The sequence below is a fragment of the Leucogemmata humicola genome (assembly GCF_055379415.1).
In genome coordinates this window covers 3,048,758-3,073,086 of the sequence record NZ_AP040875.1, presented here as the reverse complement: position 1 = coordinate 3,073,086, position 24,329 = coordinate 3,048,758, and the positions used below count along the sequence as shown (strand labels likewise).

Genomic DNA, 24,329 nt, shown 5'->3' with positions numbered 1-24,329 from the left:
GGTCGAATCGTCGGCGGGAAACTCTCGGTGGATTTTACGCCGAAGTCGGCCGCAGTGCGATGCCCTCCATCTCGATCTTCGGACGGCCGCTAGTTGCTTCCTCCCCCACGTCCACCGCGACCGCCGGCGACCCTTTTACTGAGTAGCGTGACATCGCCGGAGATGCCGAAATACAATCCGGTGACCGTGTTGTCTGGAGTGACGTCGAACTTGATCGTCATGGGTCCCGTGGGCGATCCAGGCGGGATGAGCCACCGGAAGTTCGTCGCGTTCCAGTACTGCAGCGCGCCGCTCCAGTCGCCGCGAACGAGATACAGCTTGCCGTCCTTGATCGATACGACCGCTTCGCCGTACAGGCTATCGGCGAACGTGCCGACGTACGCGGTGAGCGGCAGCGGGGCCTGAAGGTCAGCGGGATGACCGGCCTGCTGGACCTTCTCCACGGAATCTGCTCGACGGCGTTGCGCGAGCGATCGCGTGAACGCGTCGCCGCTCAGATCCTTCATCGGCGCCCCAAGCTCGCGATCGAAGATGTACTGCCGCAGCAAGTCGGGCAGCGCGGCGCTCTGCATGCTGCTCAGAACGACCACGCCGAACTTCTTTTCCGGCATCATGCCGACGGCCGTCGTCATGCCCGGCGTGTTACCACCGTGTTGCCAGACGAGCTGACTATGATAGTCCTCGACCATCCAGCCAAAGCCGTATGAATTGAAACGCGTCGGCGGTGTCGTCGTGTCTCCCCCCGCGCCGCCACGGCCTCCGCCGCCGCCGGGCGACATCAGAATCTGCGGCGAGTGAGTTTCTCGAAGCGCGGCGGTACTCACCAGGCGCTTGCCACCGACAACGCCGTCGTTGAGCTGGAAGCGAAGCCACTGCGCCATGTCGACGGCGTTCGAGAGAATCGATCCGGCAGGCCCGATGTTATCGCCATCGAAGCGCGGCTTGGTGAATGCTGTATCGTGATCCATGCCGTGCGGGATCGCGGCGTTCGCATTGTTGAGTCCCTTCGCGGTGGCCATGCTCGACGTCATTCCCAGCGGTGTGAAGATGCGCTGGCGAAGGAGATCGTCCCACGTCATTCCTGCCGCCCTACCTGCCGCCTGGCCTGCGGCAAGAAACATCATGTTCTGATACGACCACTTCGATCGGAACGGCGACTCGGGCTTGAGGAAGCGCAGACGATGAAGCACTTCGTCGCGCGAGAGTCCAGATCCGAGCCACACCAGCTCGCCGCGCGCGATGCCGCTGCGATGCGAGAGCGCGTCCCGAAGCGTGACGGCTTCGTTCGCGACCGGATCGTACATTCGGAAATCGGGCAGGTACTGGGACATGCGATCGTCCCACCGCATTTTCCCGTCGCTGACCATCATTGCGACGAGCGTTGCCGTAAACGCCTTGGAGCTCGACCCGATTTCGAAGAGGGTTCGTTCGTTGACGGGAGTTTTGCTGCCGGCTGCGATGACGCCGTATCCTTTGGCGAAGATCACGGAGTCGTTGCGAACGATTGCGACGCTCAGACCGGGAATCTTCCACGCGTCCACGGCCTTGGAGATGTACGCGTCGAGGCCGGGAAATGGCTCTTTACTCTGGGCCTTCGCCGGCTGTGTTGCTGCCGCGACGGCGAGGGATACCGCGAGGGCGGGCAGCCAAACTCGCTTCAGCGTCATAGATCTGTGTCCGCGATTGAGCCGTTGATGTCGTCGGCGCGATCGGCTCGGAGCGGCCGAAATGCCGGCGCGCGCGCCATCCGTAGCGCGGCGAACCAACGTATCATTCGGGCGACCAGTGCGATAGACCGTATCGGTATACCGCTTTTCCTCCTGGCGCCATCAGCTCAGAGCATCGCCTCGCAGACCAGGAATGTCGTTTCGCGCATCGAGCGATAGACTGGCGGCGGCGGTGCGTCAGCTCTCCTGACGACGGGTACCTCGGCTTCTCCTTCGTCAGGCGATCCCGAGCGCATCGCGGCCGCAAATTCTCCCGGCGTCGCGAATCGGTCGGCGGGCCGCTTCGACAGCGCGCGAGACACCGCTGCCGAGAGCTCCACGGGAATGCCCGGGAGGCGGCAGTACAGCGGCAGCGGGATATCGGAAATGTGTCGGCGCAGTACGGTGCTCGGCGAGTTGCCGATGAACGGCGGAAAGCCGCAGATCATCTCGTACACCATGCACGCCAGGCTGTAGACGTCGCTTCGTCCGTCGATGCGCCCTTCCCCTTTCGCCTGCTCGGGGCTCACGTATGCCGGAGTTCCGAGCACCAGTCCCGGAATGGTTGGCCGCTGGAGCTGGCTTTCGTCAAAGGGCACGGCGATCCCAAAGTCGAAGAGCAGCGCGCGTCCCGATTGCATCAGCACGTTTTCCGGCTTGATGTCGCAATGCACGACGCGCCGCTGATGCGCGTAGTCGAGCGCCGCGGCGATCTGATCGCACACGTGCAAGGCTTCGTCGATGGGCAGTCGTCCGAGTCGCTGCAGGCGCGACCGGAGCGAGCTTCCTTCGACGAACGGCATGACATAGTACGGAAGTCCGTCAGCGGTGCCCGAATCACACAGCGGAATGATGTTCGGGTGTTCGAGTTGGGCGGTGATACTGATTTCTGCGAGGAAGCGTCGTACGGAAATGGGAGTGGTGCGCTCTTCGCGCAGCGCCTTGATGGCAACGCGTCGTCCGTTCTTCAGGTCATCCGCGATGTACACGTGCGCCATTCCACCTGTACCTACCGTTGATTTCAACGTGTAGGTCTCGCGCAAACTGGTCGCGAGGCGATCGAAATCGCTCATACTGGTCATGCAGCCCGTCCTTGAATCGAGTCCGCCGTGTCGCTGGCACCGCCGCCCGCAAACGGTTAGACGGACCTGGCTGCGTTTTTTTCGCGGGCGATTTCTACGGCGCGGGCGGGATCGAGGCGGCCGAATCCGTAGTACGGGCTGTGTCCCCGCTCGTCATACGATCCGCTGTCGGCGTCGACCTTCTCGCAGGATAGGGCCACGACGTCTCGGACGTCGCTCCAGGTGAGGCTCGGATTGGCGTCCAAGATCCGGGCGCAGACTCCTGCGGCGATGGCGCAGGCCGCCGACGTGAAGCCGAAGTCCGTGGTGTAGAAGGTGTTGCCGAGGAGGAACGAGCCGATCGGCGTCGTGGTGGTGTATGTCGTCCCAGCGCCAACCGGGTCCCGTGGGTCGTTGCTCGGAACCACGCACCACAGCACGTCGCCCCAGCCGCTGTAGGACGGGTGTTTGCCGTGGCAGTTGCACGCGCCAACCGCCATGACTGCCGGATGGCTAGCGTAGCCGTTCAGCGCCAGGTCGGTACCGTCGTTGCCGGCGGAGAAGACGACGACGCATCCCTTTCCGCCCCGACCATTTGTGACGGCCCAGTCGATCGCCGCCCGCGTGCGGTCTGGAAGTCGACCGCTTTCGGCCGTCGGGTTCTGCGGCCCCCAAGCGCAGCAAATCACATCGGCGCCACGCTCGGCGGCCCAGCGAATGGCCTCGGCTTCGGTCGGGTCTTCGAGTCTGGTCGCGAGCGCGGAAACTCTCACGGCGAGCAGTGACGCGGTTGGCGCTACGCCTTTAACGCGAGGTCCGCCAGCGAGCGCGAGGCCCGCGACCTTCGTTCCATGCGGTTGCCATCCTTGTGGGATGGCAACCGCTACACCAGCCGCAGGGTCCCACTCTCCTGCGATGCGACCGGCGAACTCCTCATGCCGTGTATCGACCGCGTCGTCGATGACGGCAATGGTGATGACGTTGCCCAAGCGCGCCGACGTCAGGCCCTGAATTGCGGGCGCCGCCGGCTCACTTGCCGCCGCCGTCGTCGTCCTGACCGAGCGGACAGATGGGACGCGACCACGGCTCGTGAGTTTCGAGCCCACCTTTGGGGATCCCGTCGTCCTTGCCGCGAACGTCGATGTCTTTGGGCGGCCGGGTGACGATCGCCGGTTCTCGGTCCTTCTTCAAACCGGCGAGCGATTTGAAGGTTTCCGGGATGATGTATGGGAACGGCTGTCCGATGCCCATGTCGGCGATGTCGGAATTCCACTCGTACGTGTCGAACTTCTTTGCCGCCGACATGAACCTCGTGTACTGAGCAGACTTCTCATACTCGAGATTTCTTGCGTACCCTAGCGCATCGAACAGCGACTCGTAGTGCAGACTCCACGGCACCGCGCGTCTGCGCTGCGGAGCAAAATTGGTGATCAGGATCTCGAGCGTGTTGGGGTCGGATTCGTCGACATAGTTGGTTCCTTTCGCGAGCGGCCAGAGGCGCTCGGGCAGCCCCTTCGTCGAGGACTTGATCGACGCATACTTCGACTTCCGGTCATCCGTGAAGTCCGAGTCGTCTCCGACGTCGAGCACCGCCTCGTTGGCGACGAAGCCGCGGAAGTTGGTTCCCATGAACGCCACTTCTGCCGGCTGGTTCGCATCGATGTCCCAACTCACGAGATCGCGGGCGCGGAGCCGGCCATGCGGCACCGTGATCCACGACTTGAAGAACTCGGGCCTCGGCTTGCCACGACCAGTCGGTCGAAGCTTGCGAAGGTTCGGCACGTAGCTATCGAATCCACGCGTGGTCGACACGCCGTCGCGCGCGGTTCCATTGAGCTCGATCTTCGTCTCACCCGGCTCCAGCCGAACACCCGCCTCAATGATGCGGCGATTGCTATTCACATCGCGCCCGTAGATGCCAATGCGCGGAATGTGGGTGCAGGTCGAGACATGCGACGGCATCTGCATGCCTGGCATTCCGCCCATGTCATGACCGCTCATATCGTGGCCGCTCATGTCCATGTCGGACGACGCATCCGCTGACATGTTGTCGTGCATCGGATCGCTCACCATCAACGCCTTGAGCGTTCCGCGATTGCCTCCGGTTCCCCGCCGCCCGCCTTCGGGTTTTTGGAAGGTGAACAGGATCATGCCCCTGAAGATGATTCGGACTCGCATCAGCAACTCCTCCTTTCAGTTGTTTGCGCGCGGAATTCTCCAGTGCGTCCCCAGCTAGACGGACCACTTCGTGGAATTTCGCCCGGTCGGCAACGCATCTGCGCTCGCCAGGCGGGCATGCCTTTCAATCTCCAAAGAATTGAAAGGCTGCCCACGTCGACACGGACGCTCCGCGAGCGATCCAGTCGAGCTGTGTCTCTCTGAGGGCTGTTGACGCACGTTCACCGTTACCCAGACGACGGTGAAAAGTGGCAAAGAAGTCCGCGGTCTTTTCGTCGTCGATCGCCCACAAGCTAGCAATGACCGCCGGTGCTCCAGCAGCGAAAAAGGCTCGCGCCAGTGAGGACGCGCCCTCGGTCGCCGACATTTTCCCACTCGACGTGCTGCATCCCGAGAGAATCACGAGCTTCATTCGGTCCAGATGCCAGCGAGCGATATCGCTCGCAAATAGCGCCCCGGCGCTGCCGCCTTGGGACGCCAGCACGAGGTGCGACATCTGAGGCGCATCGGTCCGAACGATCGCGTGTCCCGCGAAGTGAAGGATGTCGAGTGTCGGCGCGACAGATTGAAGCGACACGTCCGTCGCGGCGCTGCCAACGAGGGCGCGCCCGTTTCGGTACACGGCCGCGATATCGTGTGCTTCACGCTCGGACGCCGGTAGGTGTGGCAGCCGAAAGACATTTGCGTCGAACGCCGGATTCCCCACTGCCAGCACGCGAGATGTTTGCCCCGAAATTCGACGTTCGCTGCGCCCGGCCAGCGATTCGAGCAGGATTGCGGTGCTAGGCACGTAGTCGAGTTCGTGCGACTGAACCAGCATGCGGCGCGTCTTTGCGTCGCGCAACGCCGCGAACGGAACGTAGTGCAACCATTTGTCGGGGACGATCACGAGGCTCGCGTTGGCCTCGAGCGTTCCCAGCGGCGCAATCAGCAGTTGGTACAGATGCTCCGATGCGACCGTCGCATCGGTGTCGCTCAATGGCTCATCGATTGATCGTCGGAGCTGCGTCACCATCCGTTCCAGGTCCGCGCTCTTCACGGCAACGCGCTGCATCCTGAATTGGTCGCGACTTACGGTCCAGATCAGCAGCTCATTCGGCAGCACGGCATAGCTGACCACCACTGTTCCGGCAGGAAGACGCTCGCGCAATCCGAGCGCCGTGTCGGGTTCCTTTGACTCGACGGTGGATCGCCCGTTTCGGTCGGTCAATTCCTCGAGCAGCACGCGCGAGCGTGTTCGTTCAAAAAACTCGAACGCTCCAACGGAATCGGCATGCTCCGCGCGAAACGCGACGATCTGATCGATCGTCGCGCGCGCGTTGTCGAGAAATTCGGTTCGCTCCCCGTAGTCCTTCACCGTGGCGCGCTGGCGGTCCGTCACCGCGGTCGCCGAGTCGAACGCGGCGCGCGCATCGTCCACGTGTCCCGACGCGACTCTGGACTGTGCGAGATACAGATACGCGGAGGTGAGCCCGCGGCTATAGTCGGATGATCGATATTGCGACACGACCTTCGAGAGAAGCTCCTCCGCCTCTCCAGGCGACTGATGCAGCGCGATCAATCCACGGACGAGCGCCGCGTCCGAGAGGAGCGTGACGCGAGCGGTCGAGTCCTTGGCCAACCGCGCCGCCGCCGATGCGGAGTCGACGGCGGCGCGTGCGCGAACGGATTCACCCATGCGCGCCAACTGAAGGCCGTGCAGAGTAAACGCTGATGCGGTGAAATCCGACTGTCCTACACGACGCGAGACGCGGATCAATTCATCCGAATAGCGCACCGATAGTCGCGGTGCATCGGCACTGGTGGCGATCGCAGCGGAGCCGAATACGGAATAGAGGCTAGTGACGGCTGCCGGATACTGCGGGGTGGCGGCGAGGGCAGCGTAGAGGACGCGCCAACCGGCTTCGCGTCCGCGCAACACGGTGACCTTTGTCGCCAGCCACGAACGGCCTCGGACTGCGCTTCCTGCCTCACCCGTCGTTCTCCCTTCGGTCAGCGACGAGTCGTACGAGGACACGACGTGCACGTAGTCCGAACGCGTATCGTAGATCAGACCCATCGTCTGCGCGGCGAGGCTGCGCAGCACGAGATACGGAGTTCGCGCTGAATCGCGGACCGCACGCAGATTTCGGAGGGCTTCGTCCGATTGGTTGCGCCCGAACTGGATTCGCGCAACGTAGAGCGTCGCAAGAAGGGAAACTGGACTGCCGGAGTGCACCAGAAGCCGCCGCGCTTCGAGTAGCTGCGCGTTGGCATCGGCGAACGCGCGCGAATCGAAGAGCTGAATCCCCCGCTTCAGCGCGGCGTGCCCCGCAGCGACCGAGCGAAGTTGCGCAGGGCCCTGCGACGTCGCGCGGTCGATCGCCGCAAGCGCATCGACCATGAACGCATCACCGGTCGCGCCACTCAGCGGCTCGGCGAGGCCGCGCACGAGCGCGAGAGCAACACGCGCATTTGCGGTGTCGCCAGTTACCGCGGCGCTGCCCCACGCCCCAAGCCGCTCCTGGATCAACACACGCGTTTCCGACGGGTGTGCGGCGACGATCGATCGAACTGTCTCGCGGTCGGCGGCGACAACTGCAGCTTGTAGGCGGTCGCGCGCCTTGTCCCACTGATCCTCGCGCGGCTTCAGGGCCGCGAGGTTGGCGCGTGCCTCTGCCGCCCAGGGCGACTTGCTGTCCAGCTCCAGATAGCGCGTCCACGCGGCAATGGCGTCGGTGCGGAGGTACAGCTGTTCGAGCAGTACCGCGAGGGTGAATTGCGCTTCTGGCAACGAAGCATCCAAATGCACGGCACTGTCGGCCGCGACGAATGCGTCGATCAGTGCAGATGGATCATCCTGAACCTGAGCAACTTCGGTGAGCCCGACCGCCAGATCGTTCAGAACGCGGGCGCTCGTTGGCTCACGTTGAGCGGCGTCGCGCAGGTCGGCAACGGCGTCGCTGGAATGACGCATGACCAACTGCCAGACGCCGGTCGTGTGCGGATTAGGCGCCGCGGCACCCGTCTCCCCCGGTGTGCGCATCGACTCGGCGTACTTCCGGAGGTCTCCGGCCGAGGTCCAAGAGGTCGGCGGTGCGTCTTCGCACGTGAGGCCGCGCACGAGCCGATCGCCAGACGGATTGGCCAAACAGGGAGCGAATGCAAAGCCGCCGGTGATCCGTGCGCGCGTCAGGCGGTGGCCGCGGGCGATCCTCGCGAGCCTACCGAGGTCCTTCGCGTTCGCAGCATCTGCTGGGCGAAGGTAGTGGCTGAATGCGGCAGTGGCGCCGATGACGAGCACGGCGACCAAGGCAATCAGCCGAAAGCGAGAACGATATTGGGGCAAGCCTGTTCGGTGGGGAAAATGGCGCGTCGTTCCACGTCCCCCGAACAGTAGTCGTCAGCCGCCTCGGCGTCGAATAATCGTCTGCAGAATGTTACGTACGTCGTCGAGCGCGGGCTGGTCGAGTCCCTGCTTGATCCGCGCGTCGATCGCTCGGAGCGCCTGGATGTCCTCTCCAGACAGACCCGCTGTTGAATCGGCGGCGCGGATGTAGGTCGCGCCGCGCTTCGATTCGAAGAACGATGCGTCGTGCGTCTGGGCCGCGAGTTCCGCCGCACCCGCCCACTGACCGAACGCGTACGCTGACTGCAGGTTGGCGCCGAGGAGGTCGCGGAGCTCGCGTTCGGCGCGCGATGCACGGTCGATCGACTGGTTGCGACTGTCGGTCGCGAGGCGGTTTTGCACGTCGGCGTAACTCGCACCAACGAGATCCGAAAACGCGATGCCCTTGAGTGTCTGGCCAACTTCGTTGGTGAGGCGCCCAGCAAGCGCCGTGTCGCCTCGTGCCAGCGCAACCTGAATGTCGACTGATCGAACGCCGAGTTGGAATGCGCGTTTCGACTCCGTGGGGCTTCCTGCCGACGGCGTGCCGGCCGCCTCAGCGGATGGTTCGCCACCGCGCGTGGCCGCCCATCGCTGGTCCCAGCCCGGGCGCAGGCCGGCGGCGAAGCTGGCGTCGTGCGTGAGCTCACTCGCATACGCCGCGGCGTTGTCGGCCTCCCCACGGCGGACCAGGGTTGGTACAAACACGATGGCGAGCGCGGCTGCCGCGGCGACGGGCGCCAGGACCTTCCACTGCCGCCAGCGCCGCGCCTTCGAGATCGGAATCACCTGGACTTCGGGCGTCTCGGCCTGCTGCCGCAATACGCTCGCGACGAGCTCGAGCGTCTCGTCGGACTCCGCCAGCAACTTCATGGCACGAGCTCGCTCCTCCCCCGACAAACGATCGTCGATGAAGGCGGCTATGAGCTCGAGATCTGGGTTCGAGTCGTTCGAATCCATCACTACTCCACGGGTGGTTGAGGCTGCGTCCGAGACATCCTTTTCGCCGCCATGGTTAAATGGACGGACGAGTTTCTAATCTTTTTTCGATTTTGGTGAATGCCGGTCAACTCGAATCGGGGTCCTTTAGAAAATCAGCAGAAATTCCCTCCTTCTCGAGCGTCCGGCGCAGCGACGACAGCAATTGTCTAATTCGTGGATACAAACGCGGCTGCTCTATACGGAGACCGCGTGCAATGTCGGCGATCGAGAGTCCTTCGTAGTAGAGCATTCGAATGACGACGCGATCCTCGTCGGGGAGTTCTCGCAGAGCCCGCCCGAGCGCGGCCTCCGCCGCGGCGAGTTGATCGCTTCGCTCGCTGGCTAGCACGCGAGCGTCTGCGCCGTCACCCGACGGGACCTGCTCGAGGCCGTCATCTGTTTCGAACCGGCGCCCGGTCCGCCGCGGCAACTGCGCGAGTATTCTCTGAAGCTCCCGACGATCCACGGCGAAGTCGTGCTTCTGCTCCAGGATTCGACACGCTGCATCAAAGGTGCAGCCGTCTCGATAGACGAGGGTCTCGAGCAGCAGAGCGACAGGGCCGAGTCGTCGCGCCTGCGTGGACGGTGTCCATTTGCCCCAAACATGTCTCCGGTTGTCCAGGAAGCGTTTGTTCATCACCACGGTCAGATATGTGGTGAAGCTGCTCTTTCCCTGGAATTTCCGGATGACTGCGTAGTTGTCCTCACACAGCCGCAGCCGAATGTCCGACGCGAAGTCTTCGGCATCGTGCTGTCCGACGCCATTCCGCCGACAGATCGATTGCGCGATCTGCCCGATGACTGGCAGGTGTTGTCGAAAAACTTCTTCTGCGTCCATGCGGTTGCGACGGTGGTGAAGAACGCGCCCTCGGCCGCCGATTTAGACGCTTGGACCGGTTGCGAGAGCGGCCGGCAGGTGGGAGTGCCGCCCCGAGAATGCGTGTTGTACGAGGGCCACGACGACAAACAACCGGGCCCTCTGGTCGTGATTTACAGTAATAGATCGCGCGGAACCGAGCCTCGGTAGCATTCGGTTCTCGGGGCGCCCCGGCTGTGAGAAAGATCACGTTTGGGCGCCCCGCAAAACCGCAGGCCGGTCAGGGGCGTCGCGGAGCCTTCGCGCGCGTCGCGCTGCTACCCGACCCGGAGGTCAGTTGATCGAGGATCCCCGTGATGTTGAGTTTCCCGTACCCCCAGTCGTTCGAGGGGACCGCGCCAGTGTTGGCGTCGACCGTCGCGGTGCTGCGAATCAGCGTTCTGGCCTGATCCGACGTGAGCGTGGGCCTGGCCTGTAGCATCAGCGCTACCGTGCCCAGCACGATTGGCGACGCACCGCTCGTTGCGCCCTGACGACCGTAGAAACCATTGCCACCCTGCACCAGGTTCCCGCGAAGCGTGCCCCAGTACGAGTTCGTGCCAAACGCGGCGAACACGTTCTGGCCCGGCGCCACGATGTCCATGCCGATGCGCCCGTCGCGCGTCGGGCCGCCAGACGACCCAGTCCAGAGTTTGCCTGGAACGTCGCCCGTCAGCGTGCGCGGAATGTTGTCGATATCAGTATACGTATTCGTGTTTACTGATGCTCCCACAGTGATCACCGACTTCGTCGATGACTGGTCGGTGAGCCTGCCGGGAACGACATGATCCTTGAAGGTCGTGTAACCATAAGCGTCGGCGTACAGATCGAACTTGCCCGTTCCCGCCGAGAGACCCTGGATCGTCACTCGGCCTGACGATGCGTGGCCGGCGATCGAGATGCTCACGAACCGGTCACCACCGGTGGACGTCACCGGGAAGAACTCGGTGCCCGGAACGTATTGCGCGAAGAAGATGCCGTTCGTATTCGTGCTCGCGCCGGGGGCGATCGGTCCGATGGTGGTGCCGTCGTCGAACGCGATCGTCACCTGCGCCAACTGCGCTCCGCTGTACCACATCGCGAGTTGGCTGTTCGTCGTCACCGTGCGCGTGAAGTTGATCGTCACCGGTGTATTGGTGTACGTGCCGCCAGCGTGATTGGCGATATCGCCTTCATCGCCCGACGGACTGACGAAAATCCGTCCCGGCTTGTTGCCGTAGAGCTGATCGATCTTGCGACTCAACACCGATGTGCCGTCCGTCGGTCCCCACAGCAGCACGCCGGAGTTGATCAACACTGCGGCGGGTTTGCCGAGTGCGGTGAGCTTGGTCTCGAGCCAGTCGAGGGCCTGCGAGTAGCAGGCGACGAAGCCCGCCTCGGCGGCCTGCGTGCCATGCGCCGGAGCGCCGTCGGAGGTGACCTTGGCGATGATGAGATCAGCTTCGGGCGCCACGCCGGCGAATCGGCCACTCGCGGCAGCGCGTCCATTTCCCGCCGCAATTCCCGCCGTCACCGTTCCATGCCCCACCGCGTCGAGCTCGGCGAGCGGGGCGCCGCCATTCAATGCCGCGTTGATCTGCGCTTCGGAGTATTCAATCGGCGTCGGATTGTTTGCCGCGCATTGGCTCTGTCCGCTCATGTCGAGCATGGCTTTGATGCGCGTGGTGCCGTCTGGATTGATGAAATCAGGATGCTGCCACTGAATGCCGCGATCCAGAATCGCGATGACGACTCCCTTGCCCGTGAGCCCCTTGTAGGCCGGGTTCGGCCATGGGTTGACGTTCGCGAGGACTTGAGTAATCGTGAAAGTCTGTGCGGCGGTCGTGCCGCCGGCTGTCGTCACCGTCACGTTGCGAGCGCCCAGCGTTGCTGACGTCGCGATGGCGAAGCTCGTCGTCAGCGAGGTGGGGCTGGCCACCGTGATTGTCCCGACGGTGACACCCGTGCCGGACACGGAAACGGTCGTCGCGCCGGTGATGAAGTTCGCGCCGGTGAGTGTCACGTTCACCGTTGTCCCGGCAACGGCCGTCGCGGGATTGATGCTGGCGAGCACTGGCGTCGGCGTGCCCGGGTTCACTGTAAACGCCTGTGCGCCGCTCGTGCCGTTGGTGGTCGCCACCGTGACGTTGCGCGCCCCCGTCGTGGCGGTGGCGTCGATTGCGAAACTCGCGGTCAGCGAGGTCGTGCTCGACGCGACGACGTTGTTCACCGTAACGCCGGAGCCGGAGACGGAGACACTCGTTCCTCCGACGACGAAGTTCGCGCCCGACAGCGTCACGTTCGTCGTGGCACCGGTGAGTCCGGCGGCAGGCGAGATGCCGCTCAGCGTCGGCGCCGGCGTGGGCTGCGGCGTGACCGGCGAGTTGTTGGTGGGTGTCGACCCGCCGGAACCGCCGCAGCCGACGATGAGCGTTGCCAAGACGGCAAGCGCGCTCCCACGAAGGACGTGAGAACGCGCGCGAAAACAGTCGCTCGTTGGCCAAAATATCTGCGACTGAGCGGGAATCGCAGAACCGATCGTAGAAGCCACGTCGCCTCCCGTACCTGGTGTCTGATGTCGTTCGATTGTAGGTGCGGCGAGAACGTGCGGCGTCCTGGACCATTCGGCAAGGCGGCGCCCGATTAGCCGAACGTCCTATGGCGAGCGCGACGATCATCTGTAGCGTCAGTACCATGAAAATCGTTGTCATCGGAGGCACTGGTCTGATTGGCACGAAGACTGTCGCCCTCCTGCGCAAAGCCGGTCATGAAGTCGTCGCCGCGTCGCCGAACACTGGCGTGAATACGCTTACCGGCGAAGGCCTCAAAGAGGCGATGGCCGGGACCGACGTCGTGATCGACCTCTCGAACTCGCCCTCGTTCGAGGCGCAGGCGGTGCTCGAGTTTTTCCAGACCTCGGGGCGCAACCTGTTCGCGGCGGAAACCGCCGCCGGCGTGCGGCATCACGTTGCGCTATCGATCGTCGGGATCGACCGCACGGCGGACAACGGCTACTTCCGCGCGAAGGTCGCGCAGGAGAAGCTGATTGAGAGTTCTAGTATTCCCTACACCATCATCCGTTCGACACAGTTTCTTGAATTCATCGGACCCATCGCCGATTCGGGGGCGAATGGAAACGTGATTCGGATATCGCCAGGGTTCTTCCAGCCCATCGCGGCCGACGACGTTGCCGCAATCGTCGCCGACGTTGCAGCCTCGTCGCCTCGCAACGGGATCGTCGAGATCGCTGGGCCGGAGCGAGCGCCCTTCAACGAGATGGTCGCTCGGTATCTGAAGGCGGTCGGCGATCGGCGGGAAGTTGTGAGCGACGCCGGCGCTCGATACTTCGGGGGGCTCGTCGAGGAGAAGTCGCTGGTGCCGCTGGGCGACGCGCGGCTCGGCCGCATCGGCTTCGATGATTGGCTCAAGCGCGTCAAGGCTTCAGGTCGATCGCCTTGAGTTTTTTCCTGGCCGTCCCGTAGTTGCCGAGGTGAAAAACCCCGGCCCCGATCGGTGAGAAGGTAAACTCCGCGAATGGCTCGGCGAGCATTGCCTTCAGGTATTCCTGCGTGGCGACGCCAATGGTGACGTGCGGATTGAAATGTTCGCCAGACGCGTTCGGAACGAACGTGGTGACGTAGTCGATCGTCGGCTGATTGATGTCGGGATCTTGTGGCGTCGTGACGAACGCGGCGGCAGTGCCGGCTTGTACCGTGAATGGGGCGACCGCATCGATCAGTTCCTGCTGCAGCTTGCGTAGGTTCGCCGTCGGCTCGACAACAATGCCGGCCAAGCCGATGTCTTTGTCTGGAATGAAATAGTATTTGATCGCCTTCAACTTCCACGACGTCACCTTCTCATCGACCAGAACCTTCCCGGCGGCGGCGTACACTTTCGCGAGGTCGGCCGTGCGGACGTAGCGCTGCAACATCGTGATGTGCGGGTGGTGCGTTGCGTCGAGGGCAAAGCCTTTGGGGAAGACTTTGAGCAGCCGAGCGTTGGCTGCCTTCGCGTGCTCGATCATCGCCGGGCCAGGTTCCAGCCCGATGTCGATCGCCGTGACCGCGTCGAGCTTGATAGGACGCGTTGCGCTACGCGTTGGAGCAGTTGCCGCTGGGAGCGCCAACGCCCCGGCAATGATGAGGCGTGTGAGAATTGGCATGCGTGATCTCTTGGAGGTGGCTCGAGAGCCGTCGGCTTGCGATTGCCGCCAGCGAGACTCGTGCCCCTGATCGCGCCTAGCCACACCCCCTGCCCAACCGGATGCGATCGCACGCAAGCGTTGCCGCGCCTGGTGCAGACGCTCCGACAACTCGTACGCTCATCTCACGCGCAGCCCTACACTGATCGGAACAAACTGAAGCGGAAGCCCGCCGACGCGCTGATAGCGAGCCTCCGCAAAGATCATTGCGCGCGCGAGCGGCGCTTCGAGCCCGAGCCCGGCCTCCACACCATTCGCCCGAGTCGTGACGCCTGACGAGTGCGGCGCCGTCGACCCGGCGCGTGCGGGCAACGACACACGTTGCTGCAGCCAATAGCTACCGACCGTCGCCAGTCCGTACGGGCGAATGCCGGTTTGCCACTGCGGCACCCGGATCGCAAGACTCACCGTTCCGGAGAACAGCCCCGTGGTCGAGCGGCCATCGCCCATGAATGTTGCCGCGGAATCGGTAAGTGAGAACGTATAGCTCCCGAGCTGCTGATAGCCTGCATTCAGGCGCACCGCTACCCAAGACACTGGCGATTCTAGCTGAGCAAGTCCCGCGAGTTGATAGCCACTCTTGTACACGTAGCCCGTGTTACCGGCGGGAGTGCTCCGCCCGACCGTAATCCCAAACGAACGACTTGAGGGGACGTCTTGAGCCGCCGCGGCGGAGGCGATTGTGGTCACGAGAAGAACGCGGACCAAGGCGAATCGTGTGACAGGCACGGTAGGGCCTCGTGAGTTCGATGTGCGGTGCTCGGCCGGAGTCAGCGTCGCGTACCGGCGGATGCCCATAATTTGAATAAGAGCTTCCACCGACCGCGAACGCAACTGGGCGGCAAGACCGGTTGTACGACTCCTTCTTGCGTGCCAAGTAGAATTCACGCATGATCGAATACTATTGACTCAGAATCGGCCATAGAGAATGCTCGGATCTCGTCGCACCGTCGGATTGGGCATCCTGCTCCTGCTCGCGTTTGCCGCTCCTCGGATCGAGGCGCAGACCGATTCGGTCGCAAAATGTGTGATGTTCTACCGCCCCGACCGCTTCGGGTTGAAGTCCACGGCTCGTGAGCTCGTCTTGATCGATTCCGTGCGGAGGCTCGAGGGTGAGGCCGCAGCGATGTTCATCGCTGCGCCGACCATGGTCGGCTTCCGGTCGAGCGACCCCCGGGTGAAGAGCATCTATGAGGAGCTGGAACGAATTCGGTGCGCCCGACTCGATTCGCTGAGCCGCGCGGTAGACACCACGTCGCCCAACGGGGCGTTGCTCGTCGGGCCGGCGACCGTGGCCCTCGTGGACGACCTTGGCGATCGCGCCGCCGTCGCTGTCTTGCTGCGCCGATCCCACGATACGCCGGCGGACGTCATTCTTCTTCCGGCCAATCGCGCAACGGTCGGCGCGCTACTCGGCGCCATTCACACGCTAGCGACACAGCGAAAGCTCGACGGCGAAACATCAAAGCGTGATGTGAGAATTGTCATCACCGAAGAGCGCAATCCGGCCCCGTGGGAGCCGACCTATGCGCCGGCTGCGCTGTACGACCTCGAGGCGCTAGCCAGCAAACCGTACGTCAACCTTGCAGGCGTCGGGCGCGTGCGGCTGACAGAAATCATGGTGTCGCATCGCTGACGGAGCTTGCCGGCGGCAGCGCTAACAATGAACAACGGCGCCCATTTCTGGGCGCCGTTGCTTCGTACAAGACTTCTTCTCAGTGGAGGCGCCGGCGATTGAACTGGATGCTCTATCCGATTGCGAAACAACACTGTAGCCTTTTATCTGCGGCCTCAGCGCCGGACGATACCCCCAGTGGTACCCCCAATCGTTCGAGGACCGCCTCAAGTCGCCCAGCCAAGTCTTTTTAGGTCTTCGATCAGCCACTCGTAGACCTTCTTGGTGACAGCGTTCGCGTGCAAATAGTCGCTGACGACGCTGCTTGACATGCGCGCCGTTAGCCAGCCGGCGACAGACGGGCGTAAAACCGGAATGGTGGATGCAGCCTTCTCGACGTCGCGTCGAAGCTCAGATAGCGAACCTGTGCCCGGAGCACCAACTGACATCGCGAAAACCGTGTCAGAGCCCGTAGGCAGTGGTTCAATAAGTAACTCACGCAGCGGCCAGCGATGATGTGTCTTATCGGTTGGTATCACGCAAATCCGAAATCTGGCTGGTAAAAGCTGATAGTGTGCGAGGCGAGTCAGGAATGGCTCAAACCACCGTTGAACGAGCTTCGAGTAGGCAATGACGGTTTGTTGATAGACGCACGCAATCAGCCGAGCGAGTTGTTCTGGACTATACCCGGACCAAATCCATGGGTCGATGTCCGAGTCGCAATCCGGCAGCGGGCGTCCCAACGTCCATTGATCGACCCCCGACCGCCGCAGCGCATTCAGGTGTTGTTGCAATGCGAGAACATCGTGATCTCTCCCGCCGCCCGAGAACATCACGCGTTGGCCGTGGCTTCCACGGAGAAGCCGTTCCACCTTGCTTTCAACCTGGGATAGGTCAATTGAATGCAAGCTGTGCAAGCCTCGATTGATGATCGCGCAGGCTGCAGACCAGTGCGCCTCGTTGACTAGGGTTTCATCATCAACGGTAAGACTCTGATACTTGACGATCTGCTGGAGTCCGGACACCAGGTCGTCGAGGGACCACCGCCAGTTCCAGCCTTGACTTCCTCCGGGACGAGCTCCGCGATTGCCGAACCACATATAAGAATTCGCGAACATGTGCCCCTCAGGCGGCAACTCCACAACGGCCTCAAGCTGCTCGTACCCACGATACCAAGCTGTCGACAGCCAGGCCCCATCGCTCTGAGCGCCAAGCGTTGGTAGACCGCCATTCGGCCGCATCCGGCCGACTCGCTCAGCAATCGGACCAATACCGCTAATCCAGGCTTGTTTCGCCAGAATGATTCGGGCGCCTGCCTCAAGCGCTGGTGGCGCGGGAACCGCCTCGGACAGCCCCCATTCCGGCAAGCCACCACGAACGATTTGAGCCGCAAAGCCAGGATCTCTTCTAGCGACCGGCTCGAGCAATTCGTCTATACGGGTGCCGTCCAGCAAGGTTAACGCGATGGTCAGCGGATAGAGCCATCGGTCCAAGTGCTGTGAATCGATCAATTCCTCGATCGTCGGGTTGCCGCGAGCTATCGCCAGCGCGCCGAACCACTGGCTGATGATCGGGAGCGGGAATGAATACCCGCCTTCGTCCAGAACAACGAGGCCTGAGGTGATGAGAGGCTCGAGCAGTCGCGACGCTTTGAGTCGCGCGGCGGTGACCGTGGGTGTACCGCCGATCACGCGTCTCGCTAGTTCCTCCAAGGCATCGTATGCAGCCTCGGACGGTACGCGACTCGACTCAATTGCCCGGTTGACGAGGAAGTACAAAAGATCGCCCTGCGATTTTGGGACTCCATCGTGAGAGGTCTTGAGATACAAGCCAGCCAGGATGGAAAAGAGTGGGCGACGCACAGCCTCGCTCACCTCTTTTGGCCAGTGGTGCCACGTGGGCACGTTCAGCCGACCATCGGCGAATCGATTCACTAGCGTCTGAGCGTCTCGGTCCGACAAGGGATTGATTCGTCGTTTCGCCACTCCGCGAATTTCCCGAAGAGGGCGACTGGTCAAAACCAGCCGCGAGTTCGGCCAGCTGCCGGCGAGTATCTGCGCGTCGCTCGCGACGCGATCGGCAGCGCTTGGGTCGACTTCATCAAGCCCATCAACGACTACGAACGCGCCTACCAGTCGGGCGTCCCCTAAGCCGGTCGCTAGCTCAAGAATGGCACGCTCAAGGCCCCCGGCGGCCGTCGATGCTTTCAACCACACGGGCGTGATCGAATCTCCGTTAACAATCACTGATCGGAGCTTCGACTGAAACATCCTTTCGCCTGCGAGAGACTTACCGGAACCGAAGTCGCCTTCCAGTAGGACCACCGGATTGGCGGCGTCCGGGTACCACGTTGAATCTGGAGCGCCGATCGTTTCGTCCGAGGCGAGACGCTCAGCCAGTGCGCCGTCGACCCCCAGCGCCGTCCACCGGACCTTGCAACGCAAGATTGACTGTTGCAGCAGGGTCTCGAGCCGACTGCGGCGCGTTGCTCCCGCCTGCCCTCGAAATGCGCGAACGAATTCGTCCGTTATGGTTCGGTGAATTTCCCAGCGAAGTTCGTCGGGCGATGCGACTTTCTTGTAGCGCGCCAAGCTACCCAACCGCGAAAGAATCTCTTTCGACGAGTCTTCGAGAGGACCCGGCAAAACATAGATCCAAATGCGCTTGCGTTGGGCGACAGCTTCGGCAATCTCGTCAGCAACGGGAGGCGTAGTTTCATTCGCGAGTAGTAACACGACGGCGTCAGCATCTTTCGCCCGGCGCAGATACCCGTTTACCGTCGACTCGGCGCTCGCCGCAGATGCCTCGAACCCCCATGCGGAGATGCCTGGTATGGCCGACAGCGCCAGAATGGCCGCGCTGCGATACGGCAATACGTCATCGCGCATGATGCTGCTCAAGAATACTTCTAGCGGGCGTTCCACCGAGTTGGATGCCAACGATGGCTCGCTCGTGTTCACTGGCAGCACACCTTCGTTCTTTGTCGCCGGATTGGTCATCGAGTTGCCGGTAACATCGGTCTCGCTACGATTGGTCAACCGTTGCTGCAATGCCTTCTGCTGAACTCGGCAGATCGTCGTCGTCCACCGCCTGGTCCCGTTTAATGCTGCGGTCGAGGAGTTCGTAGAGGAGGGCACGCCTTGCCAGCGCATCTGCCTCCGTCGCGTCAAAACGGTCGATCGCATCAGGATTTTGGGAAAGCAAGCTTGCCCACAATCGATCTTCGAGAACTTTGCGTTGGCGCTCGCTCTCTGCAACTTGGCGCTCCTCAATGAAATCATTCCCGAGCCTCGCTCGGAGACGCCCAGCAATTCCCTCCTCGGCAGCGTCCACGAAGCGGTCCGCGACGGCGACCCATTCCTTCAGGTCGGAGAGCTTGAGCCCATGCTGCCAGATTCTCTCTGCTACCCCTCGATGACGGTCAACGAATTCATGTGAGAAGCGCGCTGCGTTATGAACACGGAGGTGCCGATAGCCCCACATTGACTCGAGTTCTGCAATGTCTTGCGCAACGAATTTACCAAGGCCAGCCCCGGCCAACGAACGTCCCCATTTCGACGGACCGCCGTTGCCGATGAAGTTGCGTGCCCAGTTATTACAGAACGTCCAAACCGCATCGCCATCGTCTGAGGCTCGTCGAACGGCGTCATAGTCCCAAGACTGTGTCGATTCTCTGCCGCGAATAAACTCGCTGTCATAGACGGCGAGAAAGGTCAGCGCGTCCTGAAGGTAGATCTCAACTGCGGCTACACGCATTGCGACCTGCCAAGACAGCATGAGATCCGTGACGTTGATGCGCCACGACGCTGAGAACGCACCGTCGATCTGCTTGAGTCGGTGCTCGAATGCCGCTCTGTCCTCGATCGCGGGGACCGTCAGCGAAACTAGATCGCCGATCGGGAAGACGAGCGCCAGCAAGGCGTCCATGCCGCGAGCGTTTGCTTTATAACGTTCGTAAGCTTGGGTTCCCCAGTCTGGGTGAAAGATTGGACCCGACCGGGCTTCCTTCGGCAAATCGATTTGACGCTCTGTCATTGGGAGCAGCCGTAAGGATCTGATTCGAGCGCGTCTGAGGGTAAGCTTCGCTTCAACTCAACGTGAATTCGCGCAGAATTGCAGCAGCTGCCTTTGCATTGCCGCTATCGTGGTACCAAAGGTGTTTCAGGCTATCGCGCGCCGCCAGCGCCGCATTGACATCAAGGACTCCAGTTATGTGGCGCACAAGCATCTTTTCGCCAGCTTTGGTAGCGGACGAGCCATTGTTAGGATATTCCTACGGAAGCAACGGCGCCAATCGGCCAGTGGCCCTCAAACCGATGCAATGATGGACATACTCGATGTTGGTCGGGAATTGGAGTGGTATTCTCGGGAACTCATCCCGAGGGACGCCCTTTCCAGAGCGTCGAAGGCAAGGAAAGCTGTCGCCGACGTCGCCGCTCTCGAGCCAGATCAGATCGTGAGGCCCGATCTCGGCAACCTCTCGTTTGAGACCATTCGTATGCGGGCCGTCGAAGCTATCCGAATTTCGAGAGAGGCCACGGCGCTGTCGATGGAGGTGCTGTCCTACTCACTTGCCGAGGCACTCGACAAGGCTGCTGAACGCTTCATCGAGACCATTGAGGGTGTTCGGTCGTTCTCCTTGACCGATTCGAATATTGCCAACGTTGCCAATCGAGAACGTGACCGTAGAGCTACTGAATTCGGCGAGGCCAGCGTTGCATACATCGACGCGCTTACCGGGGCGCTTGGGTATGTGGCGGCGCGGATTCTAAGTTCGCTGCAAGCAAAGGACACCGACGCGGCACTCCGTCAGATTGACGTTGCCGCGCAAAAGGCTGACGATGCTGTCAAACGAATAGACGACCTTGTGAAAGCGAGCGTCGAACTGACCCGCCTTTACGCGGTCGATTCAAACGCTCGGTATTTTGCCGCGCAGGCGCGAGAGCATCATCGATGGTCACTGGCTTGGCTTGCAGCGACCACCCTGACGGGCGCCGGCACTGTTCTGTGGGGTTTCAAGAGCTATTCGGAAGCCGTCCGGCGTTTCGACGCCGCGACGTTCGAGGCAGTGGTGCCTGCGACCCAGTACCTCGTGCAACTCGCTGTTGCGAAGCTGCTCGTGTTTTCGCTGCTATTGGGAGCGACCGTTTGGTGTGCCAGAACCTATCGTGCGCATCGACACAACTACGTCGTGAATCGGCATCGACAGAACGCCCTCGCCAGTTTTGAAGCGTTCGTCAGCTCCACCGAAGACGTTCAAGTAAAGAACGCGGTCTTGGTGCAGGCTACCGCAAGCGTCTTCGCGCCGCAGCACTCCGGGTACAGTTCTCAGGATGGCGACGGTGGTGCTCCACAGCTCATTGAGCTTATTCGGACAGTCGCATCGCCGACGAAGTAAAGAAGCGAAGCGTCGTTGTGCCTCAAATATCGCCCAGCCAGGGCAAGTTACCTGCGAGATCAGTTGCCTCAGTATACCAAGAGACTGGGAGAGCGCCTCGGCGGGGACGGGTAAGGGTGTATTGTGCCTCAGGCGCGGTGTGCGCTCGATCGGCGTCGTTGGAGCGTTTGAGCAAAAGGCATTCGCGCGTGACGCCAGCTTTAACGAACGCTCGAAGCTCGGACTGACTGAACTCCGCATAGGACCGTTCCACGCCATCGGTCTCGAGTGAATCGAGAAGCGGCGCGATAACGCGACCAAACGCCAGGAGCGCACGCGCTCGGTAGTGGCGTCGGGTCACAGCTCGAAAGAGGGGCTTCCACTCCGCCGGAAAATCGTTCTGTAACCGGCGAAGCAGAGCGTAAGATTCCCGTAGGCGCCTCTGATCTTCAGCGCCGAGCGGATCGGCGGCCCGACCGCCCTCGAGCGCGCCGAGGCCAAGCTGGGCCGCTATGGCTGCACTCTCGACCCACGCGTCAAAGCGATCGAGCCGTTGCCGGGCCTGGCCGTCGATCAGCTTAGACTCGACCTCCGCTGAGCGCCGACCGGCTAGTTCGCGCAACGCCTGGACATTGTCCGTGCGAAGTGAGCGCTGCCCTCCTGCGGTTATCCGACGCAATAGCGCTCTGGATATGTGGGTGTCGCGGGACGCCCGCGCGAGACTGCCACCAAACCGAGACTTGATTACGTCGGTTAGGAGTCCCGCCAGACCTGCACGGTCGCCAATGGTGATGTTGCGCCCGCGGGCGTACCGCTTCGGCCTGGCCATTTCCGGTCGAAAATCACGTGTCTTTTTGGCCATGTACAATCCTACAAACATTTCAGTGAGGTTCAACCACAGACAACGGTGACTAGCAATGACTCATACGATGCTGAGACTTCCCGCCGTTCGCGCCAAAACGGGGCTCTCGCGCAGTACTATCTACCTCCGGGTGGCCGACCGGACATTTCCCCAACCGGTGAAGATCGGCGGGCGAGCTGTCGCTTGGCTTGAAGCCGAAGTGGAGGAGTGGCTTCAGCGAAAGATTGACGCCCGACGCGACGAGAAACCCCGTCGGGGTCTCTAGGCTCGACGAGGCTGAGCGCCGTGACGCGACACCGTCCGAACTACCGTCTCGTCAAGACTCATCGCAACTACACCGTCGATGAGGCGGCCAAGCTGTTTGGCATCCATCGCAACACGGTGCGTGAGTGGATCAGGCAGGGGCTTCCGACGTGTGATGATCGTCGCCCGACTCTGATTCTTGGCCCACACCTTTTCGAGTTCCTCCGAGCGCGTCGGCGACGGAACAAGCGCACGTGTGGCCCCGGGCAGCTGTACTGCTTTCGATGTCGCGAGCCGCGGGAGGCCGCTGGTCACTTCGCCGAATACACGCCCACAACCTCAACGTTGGGGAATCTCTCAGCCGTTTGCTCGGTGTGCGACACGATGATGAATCGTCGAATCAACCCGGCCAAACTTGACGAGATCCGAGCGATTTTGGACGTAAGCGTTTCGGTAGGGCGATCACACTTAGCCGAGATACAGCAACCCTGCGTAAACAGTGACTTCCAGCCAGTGGCCACGGATGGCGCGAATGCACAACCCGGATAACGAGCGAATCAAGCGGCGATACCTGACGTTCTTGAAGGAAGCACGACGGCAAAGCGAGCCGACTGTCGACGCGGTTGCCAAGTCTCTTTCGCGATTCGAGGAAGACACCGGGTATCGTGATTTCCGAACGTTCCGCAGTGAGCAGGCCATCGCATTCAAGAAGCGGCTGGCAGCGAGGGATAGCAAAGTTGCCGGCAAGAAATTGAGCAAGGCAACGCTGCATTCAACCGCCACTCACCTTAAGTCATTCTTTCAATGGCTCTCACAACAACCCCGCTACAAGTCGGCCGTTAGCTTCACCGACGCCGAGTACTTCAACCTCAGTGAGAATGAGACGCGTGTGGCGACCGCTCGCCGGGACGCCAAGGTTCCTACTCTTGAGCAGGTTCAGCACGTCATCGAATGCATGCCTGCCGGCACCGACATCGAACGGCGAAATCGTGCGATCGTCGCGTTTATTCTGCTGACCGGGGCTAGAGACCGCGCTGTCGTTTCGTTCAAGCTGAAACACGTAGACCTCGCGGCAGGAGTCGTCTACCAAGACGCGCGCGAAGTCCTGACGAAGAACCGCAAGACGTTCGACACGTTCTTTTTCCCAGTGGGGCCCGGGGCGCTCCAAGTTTTCTCAGACTACGTTGAGTTGCTACGCGTCGAAAAGCTCTGGGGAAATGACGACCCGCTGTTTCCAGCGACCGACGTGCGCCCTGATGCCTCTCAGCGTTTTGCCGCGGCAGGCTTGACGCGCAAGCACTGGACGAATGCGACGCCTATTCGCGTGATATTCCGCGATGCCTTCAAGAAGGCTGGGCTTCCCTATTTCAACCCTCACAGTGTTCGAAACACTCTGGCGCTTTTTGGCCAGGTTGTTTGCCAGACGCCCGAGCAGTTCAAGGCGTGGAGTCAGAACCTCGGTCATGAACAAGTCCTGACGACCTTCCGAAGCTACGGCCACGTGGAGACCAGGCGCCAAGGAGAGATCCTTCGTCGCCTTGGATCTCCCGAACTCGCCGGACCTCTTCCGCTCGACGATCGCACCGTTGAGGAATTCGCCCGGATGGTCGGCGACCGGATAGGGCAACGGTTTACGGCCAGGCCGCATGAAGGAATCCGCGCCGAGTAGCGCCCTAGTCTAGCCTGGAATTGGAGGAGCGCTCGCCTAGGTGCGACCAATCTTCGACGCGCTCCGAACGTTGGAAATGATACATCGACGGAACGTGCGCCCAATCCTGTGGGACGTCGCGAGTTGCCCCAATCACATTCCTGATGTCACCGACTCCGCGCTAAGTCAGACGCGCATCGACTTGCTGCCACAGATTGGGCGCCGTAGTACTTGCGAGAACTCGAACACCTCGTA

Annotated in this window: 18 protein-coding genes; 6 read left to right on the top strand and 12 right to left on the bottom strand. The window is 61.9% G+C overall.

The window, feature by feature from the left end:
- Positions 1 to 89 precede the first annotated feature (89 nt).
- The 8 genes from AC6H4Z_RS12795 to AC6H4Z_RS12760 form a co-directional block, all read right to left on the bottom strand.
- Positions 90 to 1,667, bottom strand: a complete 1,578-nt coding sequence (locus tag AC6H4Z_RS12795) for a serine hydrolase (protein WP_497542354.1) — start codon at positions 1,665 to 1,667, stop codon at positions 90 to 92.
- Between the two features lie 167 nt (positions 1,668 to 1,834).
- Complete coding sequence (locus AC6H4Z_RS12790) at positions 1,835 to 2,788, bottom strand: serine/threonine-protein kinase (protein WP_497542353.1); 954 nt, start codon at positions 2,786 to 2,788, stop codon at positions 1,835 to 1,837.
- A 56-nt stretch (positions 2,789 to 2,844) separates the two neighbouring features.
- Positions 2,845 to 3,756, bottom strand: a complete 912-nt coding sequence (locus AC6H4Z_RS12785; RefSeq protein WP_497542352.1) for a S8 family serine peptidase — start codon at positions 3,754 to 3,756, stop codon at positions 2,845 to 2,847.
- A 40-nt stretch (positions 3,757 to 3,796) separates the two neighbouring features.
- Positions 3,797 to 4,945: a hypothetical protein gene (locus AC6H4Z_RS12780; protein ID WP_497542351.1), complete on the bottom strand. Its 1,149-nt coding sequence runs from the start codon at positions 4,943 to 4,945 to the stop codon at positions 3,797 to 3,799.
- A gap of 124 nt (positions 4,946 to 5,069) precedes the next feature.
- A complete protein-coding gene (locus AC6H4Z_RS12775) occupies positions 5,070 to 8,273 on the bottom strand; it encodes a CHAT domain-containing protein (RefSeq protein ID WP_497542350.1) in 3,204 nt (1,067 codons plus the stop codon).
- 54 nt (positions 8,274 to 8,327) lie between these two features.
- Entirely contained in the window at positions 8,328 to 9,272 is a 945-nt protein-coding gene (locus AC6H4Z_RS12770; RefSeq protein ID WP_497542349.1) for a hypothetical protein, read from the bottom strand.
- 106 nt (positions 9,273 to 9,378) lie between these two features.
- On the bottom strand, positions 9,379 to 10,131 hold the full coding sequence (locus tag AC6H4Z_RS12765) for an RNA polymerase sigma factor (RefSeq protein WP_497542348.1): 753 nt from the start codon (positions 10,129 to 10,131) through the stop codon (positions 9,379 to 9,381).
- Positions 10,132 to 10,390: 259 nt separating this feature from the next.
- Positions 10,391 to 12,679 (bottom strand): S8 family serine peptidase, encoded by a 2,289-nt coding sequence (locus AC6H4Z_RS12760; protein WP_497542347.1) that lies wholly within the window; start codon positions 12,677 to 12,679, stop codon positions 10,391 to 10,393.
- 143 nt (positions 12,680 to 12,822) lie between these two features.
- Here AC6H4Z_RS12760 and AC6H4Z_RS12755 point away from each other — a divergent pair, with 143 nt between their 5' ends.
- Positions 12,823 to 13,587, top strand: a complete 765-nt coding sequence (locus tag AC6H4Z_RS12755; protein WP_497542346.1) for an SDR family oxidoreductase — start codon at positions 12,823 to 12,825, stop codon at positions 13,585 to 13,587.
- Here AC6H4Z_RS12755 and AC6H4Z_RS12750 read toward each other — a convergent pair.
- Together AC6H4Z_RS12750 and AC6H4Z_RS12745 are read right to left on the bottom strand one after the other, a co-directional pair.
- Positions 13,562 to 14,290 (bottom strand): hypothetical protein, encoded by a 729-nt coding sequence (locus AC6H4Z_RS12750; RefSeq protein WP_497542345.1) that lies wholly within the window; start codon positions 14,288 to 14,290, stop codon positions 13,562 to 13,564. The two genes, AC6H4Z_RS12755 and AC6H4Z_RS12750, sit on opposite strands and share 26 nt — an antisense overlap.
- A gap of 159 nt (positions 14,291 to 14,449) precedes the next feature.
- Positions 14,450 to 15,058, bottom strand: coding sequence for a hypothetical protein (locus tag AC6H4Z_RS12745; RefSeq protein ID WP_497542344.1), 609 nt, complete (start codon positions 15,056 to 15,058; stop codon positions 14,450 to 14,452).
- Positions 15,059 to 15,257: 199 nt separating this feature from the next.
- Between AC6H4Z_RS12745 and AC6H4Z_RS12740 the strand changes: the two genes are divergently transcribed.
- A complete protein-coding gene (locus AC6H4Z_RS12740) occupies positions 15,258 to 15,965 on the top strand; it encodes a hypothetical protein (protein ID WP_497542343.1) in 708 nt (235 codons plus the stop codon).
- Positions 15,966 to 16,171: 206 nt separating this feature from the next.
- Here AC6H4Z_RS12740 and AC6H4Z_RS12735 read toward each other — a convergent pair whose 3' ends face one another.
- Positions 16,172 to 18,943, bottom strand: coding sequence for an NACHT domain-containing protein (locus AC6H4Z_RS12735; RefSeq protein ID WP_497542342.1), 2,772 nt, complete (start codon positions 18,941 to 18,943; stop codon positions 16,172 to 16,174).
- A gap of 25 nt (positions 18,944 to 18,968) precedes the next feature.
- Complete coding sequence (locus AC6H4Z_RS12730; protein ID WP_497542341.1) at positions 18,969 to 19,979, bottom strand: hypothetical protein; 1,011 nt, start codon at positions 19,977 to 19,979, stop codon at positions 18,969 to 18,971.
- 121 nt (positions 19,980 to 20,100) lie between these two features.
- Here AC6H4Z_RS12730 and AC6H4Z_RS12725 point away from each other — a divergent pair, with 121 nt between their 5' ends.
- The 4 genes from AC6H4Z_RS12725 to AC6H4Z_RS12710 all read left to right on the top strand — a co-directional run bounded on the left by AC6H4Z_RS12725 (position 20,101) and on the right by AC6H4Z_RS12710 (position 24,095).
- On the top strand, positions 20,101 to 21,342 hold the full coding sequence (locus AC6H4Z_RS12725; RefSeq protein WP_497542340.1) for a hypothetical protein: 1,242 nt from the start codon (positions 20,101 to 20,103) through the stop codon (positions 21,340 to 21,342).
- Positions 21,343 to 22,238: 896 nt separating this feature from the next.
- Entirely contained in the window at positions 22,239 to 22,448 is a 210-nt protein-coding gene (locus tag AC6H4Z_RS12720) for a helix-turn-helix transcriptional regulator (RefSeq protein ID WP_497542339.1), read from the top strand.
- Positions 22,449 to 22,468: 20 nt separating this feature from the next.
- Entirely contained in the window at positions 22,469 to 22,975 is a 507-nt protein-coding gene (locus tag AC6H4Z_RS12715; RefSeq protein WP_497542338.1) for a helix-turn-helix domain-containing protein, read from the top strand.
- The gene (locus AC6H4Z_RS12710; RefSeq protein ID WP_497542337.1) at positions 22,959 to 24,095 is read left to right on the top strand and encodes a tyrosine-type recombinase/integrase; all 1,137 of its coding nucleotides are present in this window, start codon (positions 22,959 to 22,961) and stop codon (positions 24,093 to 24,095) included. Before AC6H4Z_RS12715 ends, AC6H4Z_RS12710 begins: the two co-directional genes overlap by 17 nt.
- The last annotated feature ends 234 nt before the right edge of the window (positions 24,096 to 24,329 follow it).